This is a genomic window from Lagierella sp. (assembly GCF_029983815.1).
In the GTDB taxonomy this organism is placed as follows: Bacteria; Bacillota; Clostridia; order Tissierellales; family Peptoniphilaceae; genus Mediannikoviicoccus.
The window spans coordinates 38,490-59,548 of sequence record NZ_JASBYU010000010.1 but is presented as its reverse complement, the minus strand read 5'-3'; the positions used below and the strand labels follow the sequence as shown (position 1 = coordinate 59,548).

Sequence of the window (21,059 nt, the reverse complement as noted above, 5' to 3'; positions counted from 1 at the left end):
AACTAACTTTCACTTTCTTTTTGAACACCAACATAGTACCCATCATCATAATTTTGGTTATAGACAATATCTAAATCCGACTTCATGTCTTTCCACTTTTTTTCAATAATCTTCTTTTTCTTGTTCCTTTCCAGTGGATTTACAGTCTTTCTCAACCCTTCTACAATCCCTTCAAAGTATTTAAAGGGAATACCCATGCCCATTTCATCGTCATTCCACTGTGAAAGCATCCTCGTTCCCGAACACATCATGGACATGTTTACATCGTCCTTAATGTAAGGATAACTAGTCAGCTCCTGACATACCGCCTGCATTCCTGCAAGTTTGATGTCCTTTAATTGTCCATAACTATAAGCATAGCCTTGGGCAAGTCTCATCATCTGAAAGGGCTTAGAAACTATTATTATCACATCTGGATTTGTCTCAAATTCCACTAAGGGCATTATACTAACGCCGTAGTTTTCTTCTTCAATATAAACCATATCCTCAGACACATCTTTTGATACTTCTAGGTCTTTATAGGCTCCAAAGCCCACCCTATTGGTTCCATTTCTATCATCCTCTGTAACTGGATATAGTCCACAGGCTTTAGCGGCAGCTAAACAAGCAAAGTTTTTAAGCCTTAACTTCAAACACTTGCCCTTTGATGCATCCCTTACAGAAGAGCAATAGGATATCATAGTTTCTCTTTCTCGGCCTTGTCCTCTGTCGTAGTCTTCCTTTGTTTTGTGAAATTGAACCCCTACAACCTGTCTATCTAGCTCTAACAGAGCATTGATCTCTTTAACAATATCTGTAAATTTCAAATTTGTCCCTCCTATTCATATAACCCATAGGCTCCTTCATATTCCTTGTCAAAAATCTCCTTAAACTCCTTAGAACCTTGACAATCGTGCATCTTCTTCAACCAATCCGCATCCTTATCTTTTTCTTGAACGATCAAACCTAGGGGAAAGTCCTTGTTTACTGGATCTTCCACTAAAAAATCCCTATGATCAAAACCTGCCTGCTTAACTACAGATGCCACAGCAATCATACCGTCCACATCCTTGTAGGACCTTGCAGTCGCAGTGATTTCTGTTTCTAAAATGTCGATATTTCCAGTATTCTCCTCGATGTCCACCAAGGTATAGAAACCTTCATCTTTCTTCTTTAGCTTAATTAAATTTACACTATCCAAAAGCTTTAAGGCTCTATCTAAATTAACAGGGTCACCAGCTACGGCTATAGTTCCATTTTTTAAATCCTCCACCTTGTCATGTTTCATAGAATACAAAGCATTCATAGAGTAATAAAGATAAGGTTCTGGCATAACCAAATCCGTATTATTTTCCTTATTAAAAGTTTCAATCCAAGGCTTGTGGTTTAGAATAACCGCATCCACACTACCATCAGCTAAAGCAGTTGCTGGCAAATGGTTACCATCAAAAACCACTGGCTCGATCTTCATACCGTCATCTTCCAAAAATTTGTTATACATCTCAACAATAGGTTCACTTAAAGGCATACAGACTACTTTTATTGTCTTCTGTACATTCTTTAATTGTTTTGTTTCTTGATTAACTCCATTATTTTTTTCTTTAGCCTGGCAACTTGCAAATAAAATTACACATACACAAATAAATATTATGCTTATTAATTTCTTCATTGGTCCTCCTAATTTGTCAATTTTATTATTTTATCGCTATTAGTTTTAGTTACTTATCATAAAAGCAATGTCTGCTTTTACAATTTTTATAGCCTTGTATGGGCATATGTCTACGCATAACTTACAATTATTACAAAAATCTATCTGTTCAATATTTCCATCCATTTTTAAGCTTTTAAAAGGACAAAGTGAAATGCAGGCATTACATTTTTTACATGAATTGTTAATTTTTACTGTAAAAAATGATATATGAGTTTTTAGTTTTCTTTGCAGTATAATAAAATATTGAAAAACATTTTCTTTTTCCCCAACTATAAATTTAGCTCCGTTTAATATACTAGTAGCAAAATTTTTTAATAATGCTTTTCGATTAATTAACTCGTCATTTTTCTTATACTCAACAACCTTATCTGTGTGTACGTTCTCAATTGTTTCAAGTGAATTAACTTCCAATATCGAATTAAACTCCATTAGTCTATCAATGAAATTCTGTTCTTTTATATTATGTACAATTCTTTTTACACCGTTTAAATACCATTTGGAAAAATAGCCAAAGCCAATGTAAGAAAAAAAACCATCTGGAAAATCTTCCATGTCTATAATCAATGTATCTTTAATGTATTTAAAATTTATTTTTTCACCAGTTAAGGCTCCTACTGGACAATTATTTACACAGGAATTACAATTTTTACAATTGTCCTTTACTATGATTTTTCCATCTTTAAATTCTATTGCCTCTTCTTGACAAGATATAACACATCTTTTACACTGGCTCTTAGTAGATTTGTTATAAAGACATTTTGAATTATCAACTTGAGTTTTATAATCAACAAAATCGAATAGATTAAACATGTTTTTTTCTCCTAAAAACAGTAGATAATTTAACTAAAACATTTCCAATTTCCATTAACAAAATTAATGGTCCTGCCATAAAAAGTTGAGAAATAACATCTGGAGGAGTCACTATCGCAGCAAATATAAAAATGATAAGTACAGCGTATTTCCTATGTTTTTTTATAGAATTTTCAGTAATTAAGTTAAACCTCCCTAAAATAAACATAAGAAGTGGAACTTCAAATATAAATCCAAATAAAATGGATGTATTAGTAACAAATGATAAGTACCTTGAAATTTCAAAACTCACAAAAACTCTTTCGCTAAAATCCATAAAAAACTTTAACATATTAGGAATTACTATTTTCACCGCAAAGAAAAGACCCATATTGAATAATAGCAAACCCATAGCTATGGAAATAAGACAAATGCCCCTGTCCTCTAACTTTACAGCTGGTTTAATAAATTCCCAAATGTTATACACTATAAAAGGAATCGTAAATAATAACCCTCCTAATAGAGAAGTATTTAGCTGAACTTTTAAAAAATCCACAGGAGAAAGATATAAATACCTTATTAAAAATCCATATTTAATATAATCGTAAAAATAAGGTATGTATTTAAAGAGAAAAAGGGATACTATGACCCATAATAATACACAATATACTATCCTCTTTCTCAGTTCCTCTAAATGTCCAGCTATAGTTAATTTTTTTTCATCCAACTTTTTATTCATCTTCTTCTTTTTTTGTTTCTACTTCCTTGTTTATTTGATTTTTTGGTTCTTCCGTATCTTTACCATTTATGCTATCTTTAAAATTTTTAATAGTTTTCCCCATAGTTTTACCTAAATCAGGTAAATTTTTAGGCCCAAAAATTATTAACACTATAACAAAAATAACTAATAGCTCTTGAATTCCTATTCTTCCAAACATTTTATAACTCCTTTACATAAAAATTAGGTTTAATATCTACTCTTTCATCATTTTCTAAATAGTTGTTTATACGCTTATGATTTTTAGTAATATCCTTTTTTTCTATAACATTTAGACATCGTGTTACACAAGCTCCTATACAAATAGGTTTTAAATCTTTTTTTAATCTTTCAATACAAAAATCACATTTTTGTATCTTATCATTGTCATCAAGACTGATTTGATGATACGGACATTCTTTAAAGCAAATATGACAATTAATGCACTTTTCGTAATTTACTTGTATAGTGTTAAATTCCTTTTCAATATGCATAGCACCTGTAGGACACTTTTCTACGCATTTTGGTTTATCGCAATGATAGCATGAAGTGGAAAGAGTTAAAGCTGAAACTTTTGGAAATTTTCCAAATTCATACTGTTTTAATTTTCTTATATCACACTTTGTACCGAGATTATGATAATCTGCACAAGAAATAACACAAGCTCCGCAATTAGCACATCTATCTTTAACCATTTCAAATTTAAGCATATTTATACCCCTTTTAAAAGAATACCTTAGAAGGTCTTTCATAGTCATCTAAAACTTTATTATCATATTTCTCCATCTGACCTATACAAGTTTGAAAGGCTTCAATATCTGGCCCCGATGGATAAGTACCTGTCAAAATATTCGGTTGCCCGGTAATACAATTTCCTTCATCATCAAATTCCACAGCTGGCCCTTCCATAATATATACAACCCCTGGTTGAGCTCTCTCTGTAAGAAGGACTTTTCGTACAATTGATCCATTATCATTAAATATCCTTACTGCATCCCCCATCTTTAAATTTCTCTCTCGTGCATCTTGAGGGTTAACATAGGCATTATAGGGAAATGTGAATTCTAACCACTTAACATTACCAACTAGGGAGTGAGTATATCTTTGCTGGTGAAGACCACAAATTTGAAGAGGATATTTACCTTTAATTTGTCTTTCAAAATCCTTAAAAGTAGCTTCATAACCCTCACTCGCTGGTTCATATTTTGCAATAGGAACACCTTCATTCCATCCAGCCTTTGTGACTTGATCTGCTAAAGTTTTGCAATATAGCTCTATTTTGCCCGATTCGGTATCTATAGGATTTTCCTCTGGGTTTTCTCTAAATTTTTTGTGATGAATATAGCCTAATTTGTCGTTCTCGCTTCGTTTCACTTGATATATACCATCTTCTCTTAGTTTTAATATAGGAACTCTACCATTTTGAACGTTTCCCTTTACACCCAATTCATTTAAATCTTCTTGTGTTATTGAAACTAAATTTTCATAAACACTACCATCTTCTTTAATGACCTGGGCTCCTTGAATAATATTAAATAGTCTTTGAGATTCGTCGACAGGAGCTATTAATTTTTCATCTATCCCTAATCTTTTGGCTAATTCAATTGCTATCCAGATATCATCTTTAGTTTCAAAAATAGGTTTTGTAACTTGTTTAGTCCATATAAGAGTTTCTCTATTTCCTTTCATAATATGGCCTTCTCTTTCCCAAGGAGTAGTTACAGGGAGTACAATATCGGAATATCTAGCATTTGTATCAAAATAATGCTGGTGTGTAACTACCAAATCAACTTTTCTATGAGCCTTTATCCCCATATTTGTATCGGGTGTTTGTGATAAAGCGGCGCAATGGCTATGATATATCATATGAATGTCCAAAGGCTCTTTCTTATTAACCCCAGCAGTAAACTCCCCATCTAAAATTGCTTTCCAATGTTCATTAGTGCAAAGTTTTTTCTTTATGGGATTTTCAATCTCAGGAAATTCAAAGTCTCCAGGTTTAACTAAATACGGCCCTCCATTAGTAGATAACTCTTGATTACTAACCGCAACCGCTCCTCCTTCGACACCAGTATTTCCAGTTATCGCCATTAGTGAAGCTATAGCTAAACAAACATGTGTACCTTTCTCAATACGAGCAGATCCCCATCCAAAGTATATAGTTGCAGGTTTTTTAGATCCTAATTCTCTTGCCAAATAATAAATATCTTCTACGCTAGTTCCACATATTTTACTAGCCCATTCTGGAGTTTTTGGTATTCCATCATATGTACCTAGAACATAGTCCTTAAAATTTTCTTTTTTATCAGCGCCTTCAGGCATCGTTTCTTCGTCAAACCCAATAGTACATCTATGAATAAAATCCCAATCCACATAATTATTATCTTGAGAATCTTCTTTAAGCATAACATAACAAACAGCTAAAATAAGAGGAGTATCTGTTGTAGGTCTTATTGGAATATACTTATCAGCTATCATCTCAGCAGTTTGAGTATACATAGGATCAACAACTATTACAGGAATCCCCAGCTCTTTTGCTCTCAGTATATTATTTACTTGTCCGCCTATTTGAGTAGTTGCAGGATTATTTCCCCAAAGTACAATTAACTTAGATTTTAATATATCAAATCTATCATTCATGCAGTGCTGCTTTTGGTCAATCCCAAAAATAGGCTTCATAGATTTTTTCCATGCCCCACGGGATCTGCTACCATACTTGGCTATATATCCACCATATGCTGCAAAAGTCCTGGCAGTTTCCCCTCCATCTAGAACATAGATAGCCTCATTCCCATATTTAGATACTATTTTCTTTGTACCTTCAGCTATATAATCTAATGCCTCATCCCATGAAATTCTTTCCCATTGATCTTTACCACGTAATTCACCATTAGGATTGTCAAGTGACCAATTTACCCTCTTCATCGGATATTTAAGTCTATCTATACCATATACTCTTTGCCTTTGAGCTCTTCCTCTTGCACATGCACGTTGTTGCGGATAATCTAAACTATCTTCATGACTATCATCAGTTTTAAGCTTTAAAACTTTATCATCATTAACAAATGCGTTTAAGACACATTTACCTCCACAATTATCCCAGCAAGGAGCCGGTATCCACTTGCCTTTGTTATAAGTTTCTTTTTGTATATTTTCTTTTTTTACCTTTTCAAATCTTTCACTACATGCAGTTAATCCAAATAAAGCTAAGGCTGATGACAATTTCAGAAAAGTTTTTCTTGTAATTTTCATTCTTTTTTCCTTTCTATAATTTTTGCTAACTCTTCCTGATCTTTAATTGTAAATAGAATTGCAAATTCTAAAAGATACCTATAGAAAGACTTCTTTTTATTAAAACCTTTTGTTTTTAGCATTAATTTAATCCAATTTAATAGATGTTTGGAGATAAACATTTCTTGAACTTGTAAACTTTTATTATTATCACTTTCAGTATTAGAATCTAATAACATGTCATTTATAAGGTTTGCAACAAATCCAAATTCCAACACCAAACTATCCTCAGGAACAAATTCTTCTCCGACAATTCTATATTCATTGTCTTTATAAAATTCTTTAACTTTTATTGTCTCTTCGGTAAAAATTAAAGTCTGATTGTTTAAATAGTATGAAGCGAATAAAGGTATTGCTTCTTCTTCATCTAAAAACAAAGCAAAGAGTTTGTTGAATTCTATCTTTAAATCCTCTACCTCCCTGTCTAAATCTGTCACATCATCAATCATATTTATAATCTTGTTTTTTAAATTAACTAAAGTAATCTCTCCGTATGTATATAGGTCAAGAAAAATATTGTTTTCTTTAATTTTTACCAATTGTTCCTTGGTTAAACTATTGTCAAACATTGTTCCTAAAATAATATAATTATACTCTCTAAGAGCATGAGTTTTGTTGTCTATTTTTTAACACCTTCTTATTTATTAATTCTTTTGGTTTTTTATTTATTCAGATTTCATGGTACCAAACATATTTATCTGTGTCAAGAATATAAAATACTTAATCCGTAGAACTCAAGCTATTTTTGTTAAACTTTTATTGAACTTTTTGAAATTAGATTTACATAATCGAATTACTACACTTATCTAGATTAGTTTAATGAGTATATAAAGATATAATCACTAAACAAATTGAGTCCGTCTTTTGTTCTTTAAAGAACGAAAGGCGCATCTTATCATGATGCACCCCTTTAACTATAGGTATTAATATTTAATTTAGGATAATATATAAATTAATTAAACTTTCGTAATCTATCTATGATTTTCATTAAATTCTTGTATTTCTTTTTCCGTCATTCCCACATAAGCGGCATCATCATAATTTTGATCCAGTTTTATATCAATACCAATATCCAAATCCTTGTCTTTTAAATTTTGAATAATCTTTCTTTTTCTCTTCTTTCTTTCAAAAGGATTAATAGTATTAACAATCCCTTCAACTGTGGAATAAAATTGAGAAAATGGAATTCCAACTGCCATTTCATTAATGTCCCATTGACACAACATTCTAGTTCCTGGGCACATCATTGAAATATTAATTTTATTATTCTCATATGGAAATGATGTCACTTCTCTACAAATAGCTCCCAAGCCGATAAATTCAAATCCATCATAAAAAGAATGATTATGGTTATAACCTTGAATTATCCTCATAGCATTATTAGGATTGCAGACGATTATTACCACGTCAGGTTCGAAATCAAAATCTTCCAAAGGACCAATGGAAACACCATAAGTTTGCATCTTTATATGAGCATGTCTTTTCGCATAGGATATACTTATTGGCATAGTACCATAAGTAGAGTTTTCGTACTGTCTAAAACCTGTTTCAGAATTTGTCCTTGCTTTTGTAATACCCAAAGAGGCCGCCGCGCCAACGCATGCAAACTTGTCTCCCGCTATCTTAATTGAATCTCCCCTAGTGGCATTCCTAACTAGTGTACAATATGCAATTTTTCTATTAACCTCTCTAAATTTAGATTTGACAAAATCATCTTTTGTCACATGGACTTTAACCCCTACAATTTCTCGTTCTATATCTAATATGGATTTTAAGACCTTAATATAGTAATTCTGTTTTGTTGTTTTGTTTTCTTTGTCCATTTAGTAAAGCACCAATACACCTTCATATTTCTCATTAAAGCCATCTCTAAATTCTTCACTTTTAATTATTTCTTGAGCAGCTTTAACCCAGTCGTCATCTTTTGAACCCTCTTTAACCACTAGTCCTGTAGGAAAATCTTTTTTGTGCATATTTTCAGCTAAAAAATCATCAACATTTAATCCATAATCTCTAGCTCCATTTACACCTACTATTACAGCATCTGCATCTTCAATACTTCTTATAGTTTCAGTTATTTCCGTTTCTAGTAAATTTAATTTTTTTGGATTTTCAACAATATCTACCAAAGTGTAAAAATCACCTTTTTTCTCTCCTAGGGTAATAAGTTTATTATCCTCTAAAAATTTTAGAGATAGTTCTAAATTAGTTGGATCACCAGGAAGGGCTATAGTCGCATTATCTGGAAGATATTCTAGACTTTTATGCTTTAGAGAATACATGGCAGTTCTAGCATAAAATATGTATGGCTCAACTGTTACCAAATCCGCTCCAGTTTCCTTATCAAACTTTTCAATCCATGGAACGTGATTGTAAACCAAACCATCGATATCTCCTTCATTGCAAGCAGTTGCAGGAACATGATTTCCAGAAAATACCTTTAGTTCAACTTCATATCCTTTTTTTCCAAGTTCTTTTTTTAGTAACTCAATAATGGGTTCGTATCTTGGCCCTGTACCCAAGATTATTTTTTTAGATTCATTCGGTTTGCCACTACATCCAATTAAACAAGTTGTTAGAAAAGACAATGTAAACAACATCAATAAAACTTTAAATTTTCTCATATAAATCCCCCTTTTTTATTACAAATCATTCTGATTTATTAACAAGTTGATTATACTATGTGAGGAGTTATTGGTCAATTAATATAAAGATAGATGTTGGCGTCTATGTGTGTTTCATAATTAAATCTAAGTTCAATTTTTAAATAGGCGAAAACCAGAAAAATGTTTTGTTATTGTTATAAATAATAGTAACCTGTTATTTTGTTACTGCTATTTAATTTACATACCTATTCCAAAGGTAATCTATAATATGCTGAAATCACCAAAATGCCCTTTCAATTTAAAAGTTTAACATTCAAACTTAAAAAGAGAGCGTTTGGAGGCTCTCTTCTTAAATATTATTTGCAGTTTAGAAGTTGTCAAATTTATAATTCTAAGTCCTTTGGAATCGGACAGATATACTCTTTGTCTTGCATATCAATCTTAAACTGTTCTTTTGCTTTTTTAACTAAATTTTCATCTTGAAGGAGTTTTAGTCCTGCTAAACCCATACTCTTAGCAGCATATAACATCCCTTTAAATCCTATACCCATTCCAGCACATGCTGTATTTTGCCAACTATGTCCTGCTGCTCCTAAATTGGTAGTAGCAGTTATAAATAAAATACCAGGACAAATATGTTGAACATCTCCTACATCTGAAGATCCATATGAATCTAAATAACTAATAAATGGTTCTCCTTCATACAAATACTCTCCAGTGTTTTTGTCCGTTGGGAAGGCGCCTCGAGCATTGGTTCTTACTTCTTCCATTTTTTGGGCAAATTTTATATCTTCTTCGGACCATTTTTGACTAGGAGTTTCTTTCATAGCTTCTAACAAAACGTCCGCTAGAACTTTATTTCCTAAGGTATTGTAACATCCACCTAAATATTTAACACTAGACTCTGTTTCAGTCATTATAGCAGCTCCTTCTGCTACTTTTTTTATTCTTTCGTAGGTATCAGTTACCGCCTCTCTAGATAAAGCTCTAACAAAGTACCATGAAGATGCACTATCTGGGACAATATTTGGAGCTTTGCCACCATTTAATATACTATAGTGGATTCGAACATCATCTGTAACATGTTCTCGCAAATATTGTACACCTACATTTGTTAGCTCTAAAGCATCTAATGCAGACCTTCCATTTTGTGGATCTGCAGCAGCATGAGCAGTTTGTCCTTTATAATGGATTTCAAAGGTATTTAAAGCTGTTAATTTTCCCATAACTATAGCATTTCCATTCCCCGGGTGCCATGAAAAACTTACATCTAGATCTCTAAAAGCTCCTCCTCTTGCCATAAAACCCTTTCCTGTTAATTCCTCTTCTCCTGGACAGCCATAAAAAACCACCGTTCCTTTGGCTTCTTTATTCTTAATTGCATTTTTTAGGGCAATAGCCGCTCCTAAATGCCCAACTCCTAAAAGGTTATGTTGACAAGCATGACCTGGATCCCCTTCTTTTACAGGTTTTTTTACAGTATCTACTACTTGGCTCATACCCCTTAAGGCATCGTATTCTCCTAAAAAACCTATAACTGGTGAACCAGACCCATAAGATGCTCTAATAGATGTAGGCACTCCGTAGTCTCCTACAGTGACATCAAAGCCTTCCTTTTCTAAAAATTCTTTATACCACTCTACAGCTTTATATTCTTGAAAAGAAACTTCTGGATTTTCCCAGATTTTCTTAGCTAGTCCGATTAGCTCCTCTTTTTTTTCATCAATATATTTAGAGATTTGATTTTCCACAAAAAGCACCTCTATTCATTTAAATACTCTACTGCTACAGCTGTCATTACGCCCACAGCCTTATAAAACTCAGCTTCATCCAGTGCAAATTTAGGATTGTGATGAGGATGAATTTCGCCATCTATTTCCATTGGATTGTAGAAGAAAATAAAGGCTCCTGGAACTTTTTCTAGATACTCAGCAAAGTCTTCTCCACCCATAACTGGTGTAGTCATTTCAAATACCGCACTTTCATCAAGTACTTTATTTAAAGTTTTTTCAAAGAATTCTATACTATCTAAGTCATTTACTAGAGGTGGTGCTGCCCATCCATATTCAAAATCTGCTTCTCCTCTAAAGGATTTAGCTATAGATTCAGACATTTCTTTCATTCTTTTAGCTATATATTCTCTAGTTTCATGAGTTACTCCCCTAGCTGTTCCCTCTACATGAACCTCTTTAGGTATAATATTATAAGTTTTTCCTGCTTCTATTTTCCCAATAGTAATAAGCCCAGGTTCAGTTGGAGCAATTTCTCTACTTATTATCTCTTGGAAAGCAAGTATAATATGAGAAGTGATAACAGTTGGGTCAACACTATCTTGTGGATAAGCTCCATGAGCCTGTTTTCCTTTAACAGTAAATTTAAATGAGTCTAGTGAAGCCATCATCGGCCCCTTACAAACTGAAAATTGACCTTGACTCATCCCTTTTCCTATTGAGCCTACATGTAGTCCATATATTCTATCCACTTTTGGATTATCTAAAACTCCAGCTTCAACTAACGGTTTAGCTCCAATTGATAATTCTTCTCCTGTCTGAAATATCAATTTTACCGTTCCTTTGATCTTGTCCTTATTGGAAGATAAAAGTTTAGCCACTCCTAATAAAATAGAGGTATGAGCATCATGTCCACAAGCATGCATGCATCCATTTTTAGACTCAAAGTCTAAACCCGTTTCTTCTTTAATAGGTAATGCATCCATGTCCGCTCGTAAGGCTATAACTTTTCCATTTTCTTTGCCTTTTATGATTCCTACTACTGCATGTTCAACCCCAACATTTTCTAGAACTTCTACACCCATCTTTTTTAATTCTTCTCTAACGAACTTAGAAGTGTTAGGCAAATCATTACCTAGCTCAGGTATTTGATGTAAATATCTTCTAGATTCAATTACATAATTTTCAATGTTTTTAGCTTCTATTAAATAGTCCATGATCTCTTCCTTTCTTTAAATTATTTGTTTTTCCTTTTATACAATAAAACTGCAACTATTACACAAGTAAATACATTTACAGGAATCATAATTGCAAATGAGCTCCACTGTAAAACCAGTAGCATAAATAGTCCAAGTACTAGAGATAATAAACCTAGTTTTAAGTCTTTTACAGCATTCATTCCAAACACCGCTCCAAATATAGCTGGCCCAACATATGTGAACGCTTCTAAAACAGATGGTGGGAAAATAGACATTAGTGCTTGACCACCAAATGCAGCAATAGTAACAACAATTATATTAGTTACAACTGACCCTGCAATTCCCAAAGTTGAAACCAATTCTGCCTTTTTTGTTCCTGGCTGAGTTCCTAAAGCTTCCTGTGCTATAGCTGAACAAGGAACCCTCATATTTCCAATATTTCCAGCTATGAAAGACATATATGTTCCTGGAAGTCCTAATACTGGAAAGTATGAAACAGCCTCTACGATAGCAACAATTAAGTAAGCGGATAAAACTAACCCCCAACCTTTGAGGATATTCGCCACACCTGGAAATGCTCCAAACTTTATATAAAGCATTATAGCTGGCAACATACAAGTCAGCACAGCAAATAGATTTACCGCTCTACCTACTTTTATAACTGGTCTTGTAAAGACATCATTGTAATTTTTATTTTCCATAATTTTCACCTATCCTATTACATTCTTGTAGATTACGCCTGCAATCATTCCTAAAACCATTGCAATTCCAAGAGTATATTCAGTCAATTTAGGGTATTTCTTTGAAACTTGATGAAGTAATACCATTGCAATAACAGAAGTAAATCCCGCTGCAATTGCAGGTGTATTTCCTCTTACACCTTTAGCTATTTCATTAGCAAAGAAGAATCCCATAGCACCACAAATTGCACCTATTGAAATTACTCCAAGAAGCTTAGTGTCTCCTCCAGTAATTTTTTTACTAGCTATGTCTAATTTATCTGCAAATAAACCAGAAATAACAAGCCATGAAGCCCCATTCAATGCGGTAACCCATGCTGCATTCGCAAAATTAAGCAAATTATAATCAGCAGCACCTAGAGTAGTTCCCATTGCGTTAGCTGCCATTTCAGATGCAGCTAATTCCGTAGGTGCAGCACCGATAATAGACAAACGTAACCAAGCTAGAGGTCCACCAATTTGTGAACTAAGCCCTAACATTACTACAAATACTCCAAATGCAGGTCCTATCGCGGACATTGCACCAATTTTAAATGCTTTAGTCACTTCTCCTGATCCCATATCAACTAGGACTGAAGCTTCTTTAACCCTTTTATAAAAATATATTGCTTGATAGATGACCAACAGCAATGTTGGTACACATGCTAACCATAACCAAATGGAGTTAGCAGCTTTTAAGTATGACATATTAACCCCCCATTAAATATAACGAATCGTTTTCATTTAGTAAGATAATTATCTTCTACTTCAATTATTTCACACTGTAATAATTTATCAATGCACAGTATTAACGTTATGTAATGCTATCGTTTTCATAGTCTTTTGAATGTTTGATTAACGTGACACTTATAGTTAAATGTAACTGTTGTGTTGACATCTTGAAGAAGGGTATATATTAGTGTAGAATGAGGTTGAGGTGAATTATGGAAAATTTAAACCCAAAAGATGTTTTTCGAGATGCACTTCTCGAATTATCTGAAGTCAATAAAATTAATAATATTACAGTAGTTGATTTGGTAGAAAAAGCTGGTTTGTCAAGACAAACTTTCTATAGACATTTCTATAATATAGATGACCTTGTGTTTTATATACATAAGAAAAACGTTGAATCTGCCCATATTTCAATGGATCAATTAAATGATGGAGCTATGTTTATAGACTTATATGTAAAATTAATGCACTCTAATAAACGCTTCTATAAACAAGTGATTTCCTTTAATCCTCAAAGTCCTTTTGTTCAAACCTATATTAGTGAGACTAAGAAAAAAATGCTTGTTTATACTTTTAATAAAAATACCCAAGAATTGCTGGAAAGTCGTAAATTGTATTTTGACTATTCCTTTTATTGCATTGCTTTTTGCATTTCCTTATTAGAATGGTTGAAATATGATAACGATATACCACCACAAGAAGTGGCAAACTCCTTTAAAGCTTTGATACCTAATAGTTTAGTTAGATTTTTATATTTTTAAAACTTTATGTAACAATACAAACGTTTATAAATCTTAGTGGTGAATAGGCTGTTACTATAAGTTGAACCGCTACTTAATCACAATGGCATAAATCAACTATTATTAAACGGGTTTAAATTTTTAATGTATATGAATTTATAGGCAGATGCTTATATTTTTTGAGCACAAAAAGCATATAAACATATAATCTAACGAACTTTTATACGTAAGAATAACTTAAATTGACATAGAAGAAGGATGCCAACTTAAGATGTTAGCATCCCCTCTCTAAAAGTTTTTTATCCGAAAAAATAAGCTTTTGTTTTATTGCATATTTTCCTTACAACTGATAATTTCATTCATTGCTTAATTTAATTACTGAATTCAATAAGGCTTGAACACCTAGTTTAATGTCTTCTTGTTTCGTAAATTCTTCTTTTGTATGGCTTTTACCTAAAACACTAGGTACAAATATCATTCCTGTAGGAGTAATATCTGCCATCATAGCAGCATCATGAACCGCACCACTATGTAGTTTCATCCATGAATCCGTTAGTGATTTAACTTCATTTGTTATAATATCGACAATTGATGGAGATAATCCTACAGGATCCGAAGCTCCTAATACTTTAATTGCTATTTCAAAATTTTTTTCATTTTCAATTCTTTTAGCTTCTCTTCTAATTAACGTTTCTGCTTTCTCTAAATCATACTGATTAATATCTCTTATGTCTACTGTAAATCTAACCTCTCCAGGAATCACGTTAGCCATATTAGGTTTAGAAGATATTTTTCCCACTGTAGCTACAGTTGTCTTTTCAACTTTGTATTTAGCTATGTTCTCAATTTCTTTTATTAAATCAGCAGCTATCACTAGAGCATCTTTTCTCATATTCATAGGAGTAGATCCCGCATGATTTTCTTCACCCTTAACTGTAACATCTAATGTTATCATTCCCGCAATAGCTTCAACAATTCCAATTTGTTTATTTTGATTTTCTAATACAATCCCCTGTTCAATATGCAGCTCTAACATACAAAAGATCTCTTCGGGTTTTAAAACATGTTTCTTCATTTCTTTTGGATCTAATCCAAAATCTTTAAGAACTTCAACAGCGGACTTTCCTTCACTATTTTCTAGTTTTGATAAACTTTCAAAATTAAGTTTACCTGTCAATGCTTTACTACCAACCATAGTTGTTCCAAAATTGGAGCCTTCTTCTTCAGAAAAAATTATTAACTCAACAGGTCTATTAGGAATATAATTATTTTCTTTCATTACATTTAATACTTCTAGTGCTCCTATTACACCTAAAACACCGTCATACTTTCCTCCATTTTTCACTGAGTCAATATGAGAACCTATTAATAAAGGAGGCAGTGAGTTAGATTTACCTTCATATCTTGCTCGTAAATTTCCAACTGAATCTACAGAATAATCCATGTTTAAATTATCTAAAATGTTTCCTATCCAGTCTCTTGCTTTTTCGTCTTCTTTGCTATAAGAAAATCTAGTTACTCCTTCTCCTTTTGTACTATTAAACTTGGAGATTTCTTCAATTCTTTTTGCTATTCTAGCTCCATCTACTTTCATTAAAATCCTCCTACCACTTTTTAGATATCTACTATTTATCATTTTTTTATTAATCTTTAAAAACAATATCAATAATAATTTTAAACGAATCAATAATAACCTTTTCTTCTATTTATTAGTACCCATTGATAAACACATCATATACAAGCGAACATTTTTAATCCAAATCTTACAGATTTGAAACACTAAAGGACAAAGCCCTATACTGGACCATGGACCAATAAAAACAACTTTATTGATAACTAGACTACTATAAGCCTAGAAACTCCTAGGCTTATGTCTTTTTATCTGATGTATTGTCTTTTTGGCTGTCTATGATTTAATTTCTATTTGTTATTTGTTAATCCTTCTTTATGTTCTATATCGATTCTACAACAACTTAACATCAACTCACAACCCCAGTACCAATACTTTTTCTAATCTTTCATTTGTCATACTTTATTACTACTTTATAGTGAAGTTTTACCCATGGGAAATCCTTTGTTATAATAGTTATAGGTAATTTCTCATCTTTACAAAGAAAGGAGGAGTTTATGAATTTACTGGATTTTAAAATTTTTGAAGGCATTTCAGAAGAGAGTAAACAGGCCATTTTGGATATCAATCCGCGAATTTACCATTACGGTGCAAGGAGAATTTCCGTTAGAAATGGTGAGATTCTAAAGTATGTACTGTTGATTAAACGAGGATGTTTAAAGACTACTGAGTATATGATTGATGGCAAGGAGATTGTTTCTTCTTATTATAATGAAGGGGATGCTTTTCCTTTTTATCTTCATTATGGAAAGTACACTCACTTTCCCTACGACGTCTATGCTGTTAAACGTTCTGAGGTTTACTTTGTTCCCTTTAAGGAGTTAAAGCCTATTATTGACAAGGACCCTGTTCTGATGAACAATATTTTGACCTTTGTAGCTGAATACACTTGTTTTAATAAGTTTGTCCTTCGTTCTACTCAGTATCATAAGATAAGTCAGAGGATTGCATATTGGCTTCTTCATATAGATGAAATCGATTCTTTAAAACTTCCTAAAACCCAGGAGATGCTCTCTGATATCTTGCAGGTTAACAGGTCTTGTTTAAATACGGAACTGAAACTAATGGAAAGTCAGGGACTAATCCAGGTTAAGGGAATAAAGATAAAGGTTCTAAGACCAGATCTTTTAGAGGATTTAATTTAGGCATAAAAAAACAATCAAGCTATGGATAACTAAGGGCTTGATTGTTTTTAACTTATTTCTTTTTAACTATTAACACTCAGATTTTCTTTTTGATTATATACTAATTCTTCTTCTTGTTCTTTCTTTTTATAGTACCCTTCCGGTATTCTCTTATATCCATTTGTTACATAGCCCATTACTGCATATACTACCGCTGAAGCAAGTCCTCCTAGGATTGGCGCTTCCACCCATCCTGTTTGAACTCCTAATACTAGCACTACATTTGTAATAAGCCCTGCCAACATGGATATAAAGCAGGTTTTGGCATTACCTTTAATGAAGATTTGTACTATTGTAGGTCCAAGGAACATTGCTATTAGTCCACCTGTACCTATATAAGCTATTTGATTTAACATTCCTTGAGGAGCCACAAAGGTTAGCCACAAGGAAACCAATGCAATTACAAGTACCATCCATCTGTTGAACTTGTCTCCCTTTGGATGCATCTTCTTCTTTATGGACACATACATATCGTGGGAAAGTGCTGATGCCTGTGTTTGCAATACAGAACTGATGGTGGAAAGCATTGCAAATAGTATGAATAGGGTTATGATTCCCCCTATTGCAGGATGTAAGTAGGTGTTCAGAAATACTGGCATTGCCGCATCTGGGTTTTCAAGTCCAGGATTTTTGTATCTCATATAAAGTCCTACTATTGGTATGAAACTTAGTATTAGTCCCATAGGTGCCATGTACAAGGCCATTTTATGAACTTTCAGGTCGTCTTTTAATGACAAAAACCTTACTGACATATATGGCAATGTTGTGGTAAATAACAGCGCATATATGAATACCAGAAACACTTGATATTTGTTATGTCCATAGGGCGCCGAACTGGTTGGATTGATAATTTTAGGGTCTATCTCTCCTAGCTTATCTATCAGTTCCATTATGGAAATGTCCTGCTTTATAACAGTCACTACAATTACTGCAGAGATCAACATTCCTATACACATGATGGTGTCTGTTATGGCCACAGCCAACAGTCCACCTTGCATGGTGAATATGATTACAACTAGTAACAATATGGTAGCGGCTATACTTTCAGAGATTCCAAGCCATTTAGAAGCCACAAGTCCAACGGCTCTGATCTGACCAACTATATACACTGTCAAAAATAGCAATGTGGCAAATCCCGCCAATAGATGGACTCTTCTCTTTTCAGCTTCAGTTCCTCTATGTATCTTTGAAAGATACTCAGGTACCGTAAGTCCTCCCATGGACTCGGCGTTTTTTCTCATATAGTTTGCAAACCATAGGGTACCAAAGGTTATTGCAGGTGCAAAGAAGAAGTTTGCAAATAACTCTATGGTTCCATAGGCATAGGCAGTTCCTGGAGAACCTATAAATCCCCATCCACTATAGCCTGTGGCCATTAAAGTTCCTGCACCGATAAAAGGTCCTATTGACTTTGCTCCAAGTAAAAATCCTTCTCCTTCTACTTGATCTTGTTCTATCTTCCTTCCTGAGAAGTAACCTACCCCAATTAAAACGCAGGAAGCTATGATAAATACTATCCAATTAGCCATGCTTACCTTCCTTGTCCTTTTCCTTTACTTTCTCTATATATGAATACTATAGCAGGATATGCTAAAAGGACTGCGCAACCTACTATAAAACAATTCATAACCCATGAATTTGTCATAATTACCTCCTTTGAAGGCTGTTACAATTCATCATCTATACCCTTAAGGTGTTAAAGTAAAGCCGTTACATCCTTTGTAACAGCTTTACTATTAACTATTCAATTACCATCTTTTGTCTTCAAAAGTGATAAGAGTAGGATCTTCAACTTGGTTAGGGAAGTAGTCTTGACAGTCACCTTCACGGTAAACGTCAGCTGTAGCACAGTGTAATCCTCCACCAAATGGATATGCATCTCTAAAAGGAACCGGTATTACGTTCATACCCAACTTATCCATCTGTTCACATTGAGCAGTTTCAGAAGCTTCTACTATAACTGTGTTGTGGTCAAGAACTAAACAGTTCATTGATAGCCATACACTTGAGTAGCATAGTTCAGGTGGTTCCTTATGTGCAGGCATTGCTGCATCTACAATTTCCCAATCGTTTGCTTCAAATATCTTTCTTTGTTCCTCAGGTAATCTTCTATGTGGGTTGTTGATGATTAGACCAGGTCTAAGTGGTACAAATGTCGCATCTATGTGGATTGGGTATGGGTCGCCAGGGAAGTTTAGTGAGTGAACTCTAAATCCTGGGTACATTCTTCTCAACCATTCCATAGCCTTCCAGTTAGTAGTTAAACCCTTTTGAACAAATAGGTCTTTACCAAGTCTTAACACGTCTGCCGCGTCAAATAGGATTTCATGTTCCTTAGTAACCATTTCTAGGTTTGCAGTTCTTTCAAGTAAAATCTCTTCGGTAACAGGTTCTCCGTCTACATCGTCCCAGTAGTGCATGTCATAACTTTTGTCGCTAAGTTGTGGTCTTGGTCCGTAGAACCATCTGAATTCTGGGTCTTCTTCAAAATATTTACGAAGATTTCCATGATAGCAATAATGTTCAAAGAATCTAGATCTAAAGGACATAGATGCACAGATAATATCGCTACCGATTGTAAGTAATACGTCTCTAGGTGGCATACAACCAAATTGAGAACCAGTCATAAAGTAAGGTGTAACAACCGCTTGATTAAATTGTAACGGTTCAGGTCTATCTACAGTAACACCATGTTCTTCCAATACCTTTGCCAAATTGTCCAGTTGAGCATTTGCCTTTTCAACAGTATCAAGTGGTCTTGGACCAGTCATACCTCTCATAGGACTGTCTAGTGGCACCTTAGCTTCAGAAGCAGGTTCTGAAGGTGAAATACAACAATTGTCTGCTCTACCTACGATAACTCTTTTTAAAGGGTCAAAATCATTCCATGAATTAACTATTTTCATTTTTTCCTCCTAATTTTTATAATTTAATTGCCTTGCAATTATCTTCTTCTTTTAATTTATAGTCCTGTCTAAAATTTATTATTTCAACGTTGCATACATAACAGCTTTGATTGTATGCATTCTATTTTCCGCCTGATCAAATACCTTTGACTTGCTGGATTCAAACACTTCATCAGTTACTTCCATCTCTGGAATATTAAACTTTTCATTTACCTTTACAGCAGTTGTGGTTTCCAAGTTGTGGAAAGATGGCAAGCAATGTAGGAAAATTGCATCGTCACTAGCATTGTCCATAACCTTTGAATTTACTTGGTAAGCCTTTAACTCCTTGATTCTCTCTTCCCAAATCTCCTCAGGTTCACCCATTGAAACCCATATATCCGTATATAGAACATGTGCATCTTCTGTAGCCTTCATAACATCGGATTCAAATTCTATAGAACATCCGTTTTCCAAAGCTAGCTCTTTAGCCTTTTTAATAAGATCTTCTTCAGGTTTTAAGTTTTCTGGACAACATCCCACAAAGTTTACACCAAGTTTAGCTGCACAGATCATAAGAGAATTTGCAACATTGTTTCTTGCATCTCCAAGATATACAAACTTTAGTCCCTTTAAGTCCCCAAACTCTTCCTTAACTGTCAAGAAGTCTGCAATCATTTGAGTTGGATGAAACATATCCGTTAAACCATTCCATACGGGAACTCCAGAGTACTTTGCCAAGTCCTCCACAAGATCTTGGGAAAATCCCCTATACTCAATACCATCAAACATTCTACCTAGTACAAGGGCAGTGTCCTTGATACTTTCCTTATGTCCCATTTGAGAACTTCCAGGATCCAAGTAGGTCACTCCCATACCCAGGTCCCTTCCAGCAACTTCAAAGGAACATCTGGTTCTGGTCGAAGTCTTTTCAAATAGAAGTACAATGTTTTTTCCCTCTAAGTACTTGTGAGGAGTGCCAGAACGTTTCAAGTTCTTAAAGTCCTCCGACAGACTCATCAAATATTTGATTTCATCCGTTGTATAATCTAACAGCTTTAAAAAGCTTCTACCTCTTAAATTAACTCCCATTAATTCCCTCCAAAT

The 21,059-nt window shown here is 33.6% G+C and carries 20 protein-coding genes; 2 read left to right on the top strand and 18 right to left on the bottom strand.

Annotated features, from left to right (window positions below; translation table 11 throughout):
* Positions 1 to 2 precede the first annotated feature (2 nt).
* From Q1K37_RS05500 to Q1K37_RS05435, 14 genes are all read right to left on the bottom strand, one after another.
* Complete coding sequence (locus Q1K37_RS05500; RefSeq protein WP_300410300.1) at positions 3 to 806, bottom strand: DUF169 domain-containing protein; 804 nt, start codon at positions 804 to 806, stop codon at positions 3 to 5.
* An 11-nt stretch (positions 807 to 817) separates the two neighbouring features.
* On the bottom strand, positions 818 to 1,648 hold the full coding sequence (locus Q1K37_RS05495) for a MetQ/NlpA family ABC transporter substrate-binding protein (RefSeq protein WP_300410299.1): 831 nt from the start codon (positions 1,646 to 1,648) through the stop codon (positions 818 to 820).
* A 45-nt stretch (positions 1,649 to 1,693) separates the two neighbouring features.
* Entirely contained in the window at positions 1,694 to 2,500 is an 807-nt protein-coding gene (locus Q1K37_RS05490; RefSeq protein ID WP_300410297.1) for a 4Fe-4S binding protein, read from the bottom strand.
* A complete protein-coding gene (gene tatC, locus Q1K37_RS05485) occupies positions 2,493 to 3,218 on the bottom strand; it encodes a twin-arginine translocase subunit TatC (RefSeq protein WP_300410295.1) in 726 nt (241 codons plus the stop codon). Before tatC ends, Q1K37_RS05490 begins: the two co-directional genes overlap by 8 nt.
* Positions 3,211 to 3,417, bottom strand: coding sequence for a twin-arginine translocase TatA/TatE family subunit (tatA, locus tag Q1K37_RS05480; RefSeq protein WP_300410292.1), 207 nt, complete (start codon positions 3,415 to 3,417; stop codon positions 3,211 to 3,213). Before tatA ends, tatC begins: the two co-directional genes overlap by 8 nt.
* 1 nt (position 3,418) lies before the next feature.
* On the bottom strand, positions 3,419 to 3,946 hold the full coding sequence (locus Q1K37_RS05475) for a 4Fe-4S dicluster domain-containing protein (RefSeq protein WP_300410289.1): 528 nt from the start codon (positions 3,944 to 3,946) through the stop codon (positions 3,419 to 3,421).
* A gap of 13 nt (positions 3,947 to 3,959) precedes the next feature.
* On the bottom strand, positions 3,960 to 6,488 hold the full coding sequence (locus Q1K37_RS05470) for a molybdopterin-dependent oxidoreductase (protein ID WP_300410287.1): 2,529 nt from the start codon (positions 6,486 to 6,488) through the stop codon (positions 3,960 to 3,962).
* The gene (locus tag Q1K37_RS05465; protein ID WP_300410286.1) at positions 6,485 to 7,096 is read right to left on the bottom strand and encodes a molecular chaperone TorD family protein; all 612 of its coding nucleotides are present in this window, start codon (positions 7,094 to 7,096) and stop codon (positions 6,485 to 6,487) included. The genes Q1K37_RS05470 and Q1K37_RS05465 overlap by 4 nt, the downstream gene beginning before the upstream one ends.
* A 402-nt stretch (positions 7,097 to 7,498) precedes the next feature.
* Positions 7,499 to 8,350: a DUF169 domain-containing protein gene (locus tag Q1K37_RS05460; protein WP_300410283.1), complete on the bottom strand. Its 852-nt coding sequence runs from the start codon at positions 8,348 to 8,350 to the stop codon at positions 7,499 to 7,501.
* Complete coding sequence (locus Q1K37_RS05455) at positions 8,351 to 9,151, bottom strand: MetQ/NlpA family ABC transporter substrate-binding protein (RefSeq protein ID WP_300410281.1); 801 nt, start codon at positions 9,149 to 9,151, stop codon at positions 8,351 to 8,353.
* A gap of 365 nt (positions 9,152 to 9,516) precedes the next feature.
* Complete coding sequence (locus tag Q1K37_RS05450; RefSeq protein ID WP_300410279.1) at positions 9,517 to 10,884, bottom strand: amidohydrolase; 1,368 nt, start codon at positions 10,882 to 10,884, stop codon at positions 9,517 to 9,519.
* A gap of 11 nt (positions 10,885 to 10,895) precedes the next feature.
* On the bottom strand, positions 10,896 to 12,080 hold the full coding sequence (locus tag Q1K37_RS05445; RefSeq protein ID WP_300410276.1) for a M20 family metallopeptidase: 1,185 nt from the start codon (positions 12,078 to 12,080) through the stop codon (positions 10,896 to 10,898).
* Between the two features lie 20 nt (positions 12,081 to 12,100).
* A complete protein-coding gene (locus tag Q1K37_RS05440) occupies positions 12,101 to 12,763 on the bottom strand; it encodes a hypothetical protein (RefSeq protein WP_300410274.1) in 663 nt (220 codons plus the stop codon).
* 9 nt (positions 12,764 to 12,772) lie between these two features.
* A complete protein-coding gene (locus Q1K37_RS05435) occupies positions 12,773 to 13,489 on the bottom strand; it encodes a DUF5058 family protein (RefSeq protein ID WP_300410271.1) in 717 nt (238 codons plus the stop codon).
* 236 nt (positions 13,490 to 13,725) lie between these two features.
* Between Q1K37_RS05435 and Q1K37_RS05430 the strand changes: the two genes are divergently transcribed.
* Positions 13,726 to 14,274: a TetR/AcrR family transcriptional regulator gene (locus Q1K37_RS05430; RefSeq protein ID WP_300410268.1), complete on the top strand. Its 549-nt coding sequence runs from the start codon at positions 13,726 to 13,728 to the stop codon at positions 14,272 to 14,274.
* 334 nt (positions 14,275 to 14,608) lie between these two features.
* On the opposite strand, the gene Q1K37_RS05425 is transcribed toward Q1K37_RS05430, so the two are convergent.
* Positions 14,609 to 15,847 carry a M20 family metallo-hydrolase gene (locus Q1K37_RS05425; protein ID WP_300410265.1) on the bottom strand — a complete coding sequence of 413 codons (1,239 nt, stop codon included), beginning with the start codon at positions 15,845 to 15,847 and terminating at the stop codon, positions 14,609 to 14,611.
* Positions 15,848 to 16,380: 533 nt separating this feature from the next.
* Between Q1K37_RS05425 and Q1K37_RS05420 the strand changes: the two genes are divergently transcribed.
* Positions 16,381 to 17,028: a Crp/Fnr family transcriptional regulator gene (locus Q1K37_RS05420; protein ID WP_300410262.1), complete on the top strand. Its 648-nt coding sequence runs from the start codon at positions 16,381 to 16,383 to the stop codon at positions 17,026 to 17,028.
* Positions 17,029 to 17,090: 62 nt separating this feature from the next.
* Here the strand turns inward: Q1K37_RS05420 and Q1K37_RS05415 are convergent, their stop codons facing one another.
* The 3 genes from Q1K37_RS05415 to argF form a co-directional block, all read right to left on the bottom strand.
* Positions 17,091 to 18,596, bottom strand: coding sequence for a sodium:solute symporter family protein (locus Q1K37_RS05415; protein ID WP_300410260.1), 1,506 nt, complete (start codon positions 18,594 to 18,596; stop codon positions 17,091 to 17,093).
* Between the two features lie 219 nt (positions 18,597 to 18,815).
* Positions 18,816 to 19,973, bottom strand: coding sequence for a serine/threonine protein kinase (locus Q1K37_RS05410; RefSeq protein ID WP_300410258.1), 1,158 nt, complete (start codon positions 19,971 to 19,973; stop codon positions 18,816 to 18,818).
* Positions 19,974 to 20,051: 78 nt separating this feature from the next.
* A complete protein-coding gene (gene argF / locus Q1K37_RS05405; protein ID WP_300410256.1) occupies positions 20,052 to 21,044 on the bottom strand; it encodes an ornithine carbamoyltransferase in 993 nt (330 codons plus the stop codon).
* Between the last annotated feature and the right edge of the window lie 15 nt (positions 21,045 to 21,059).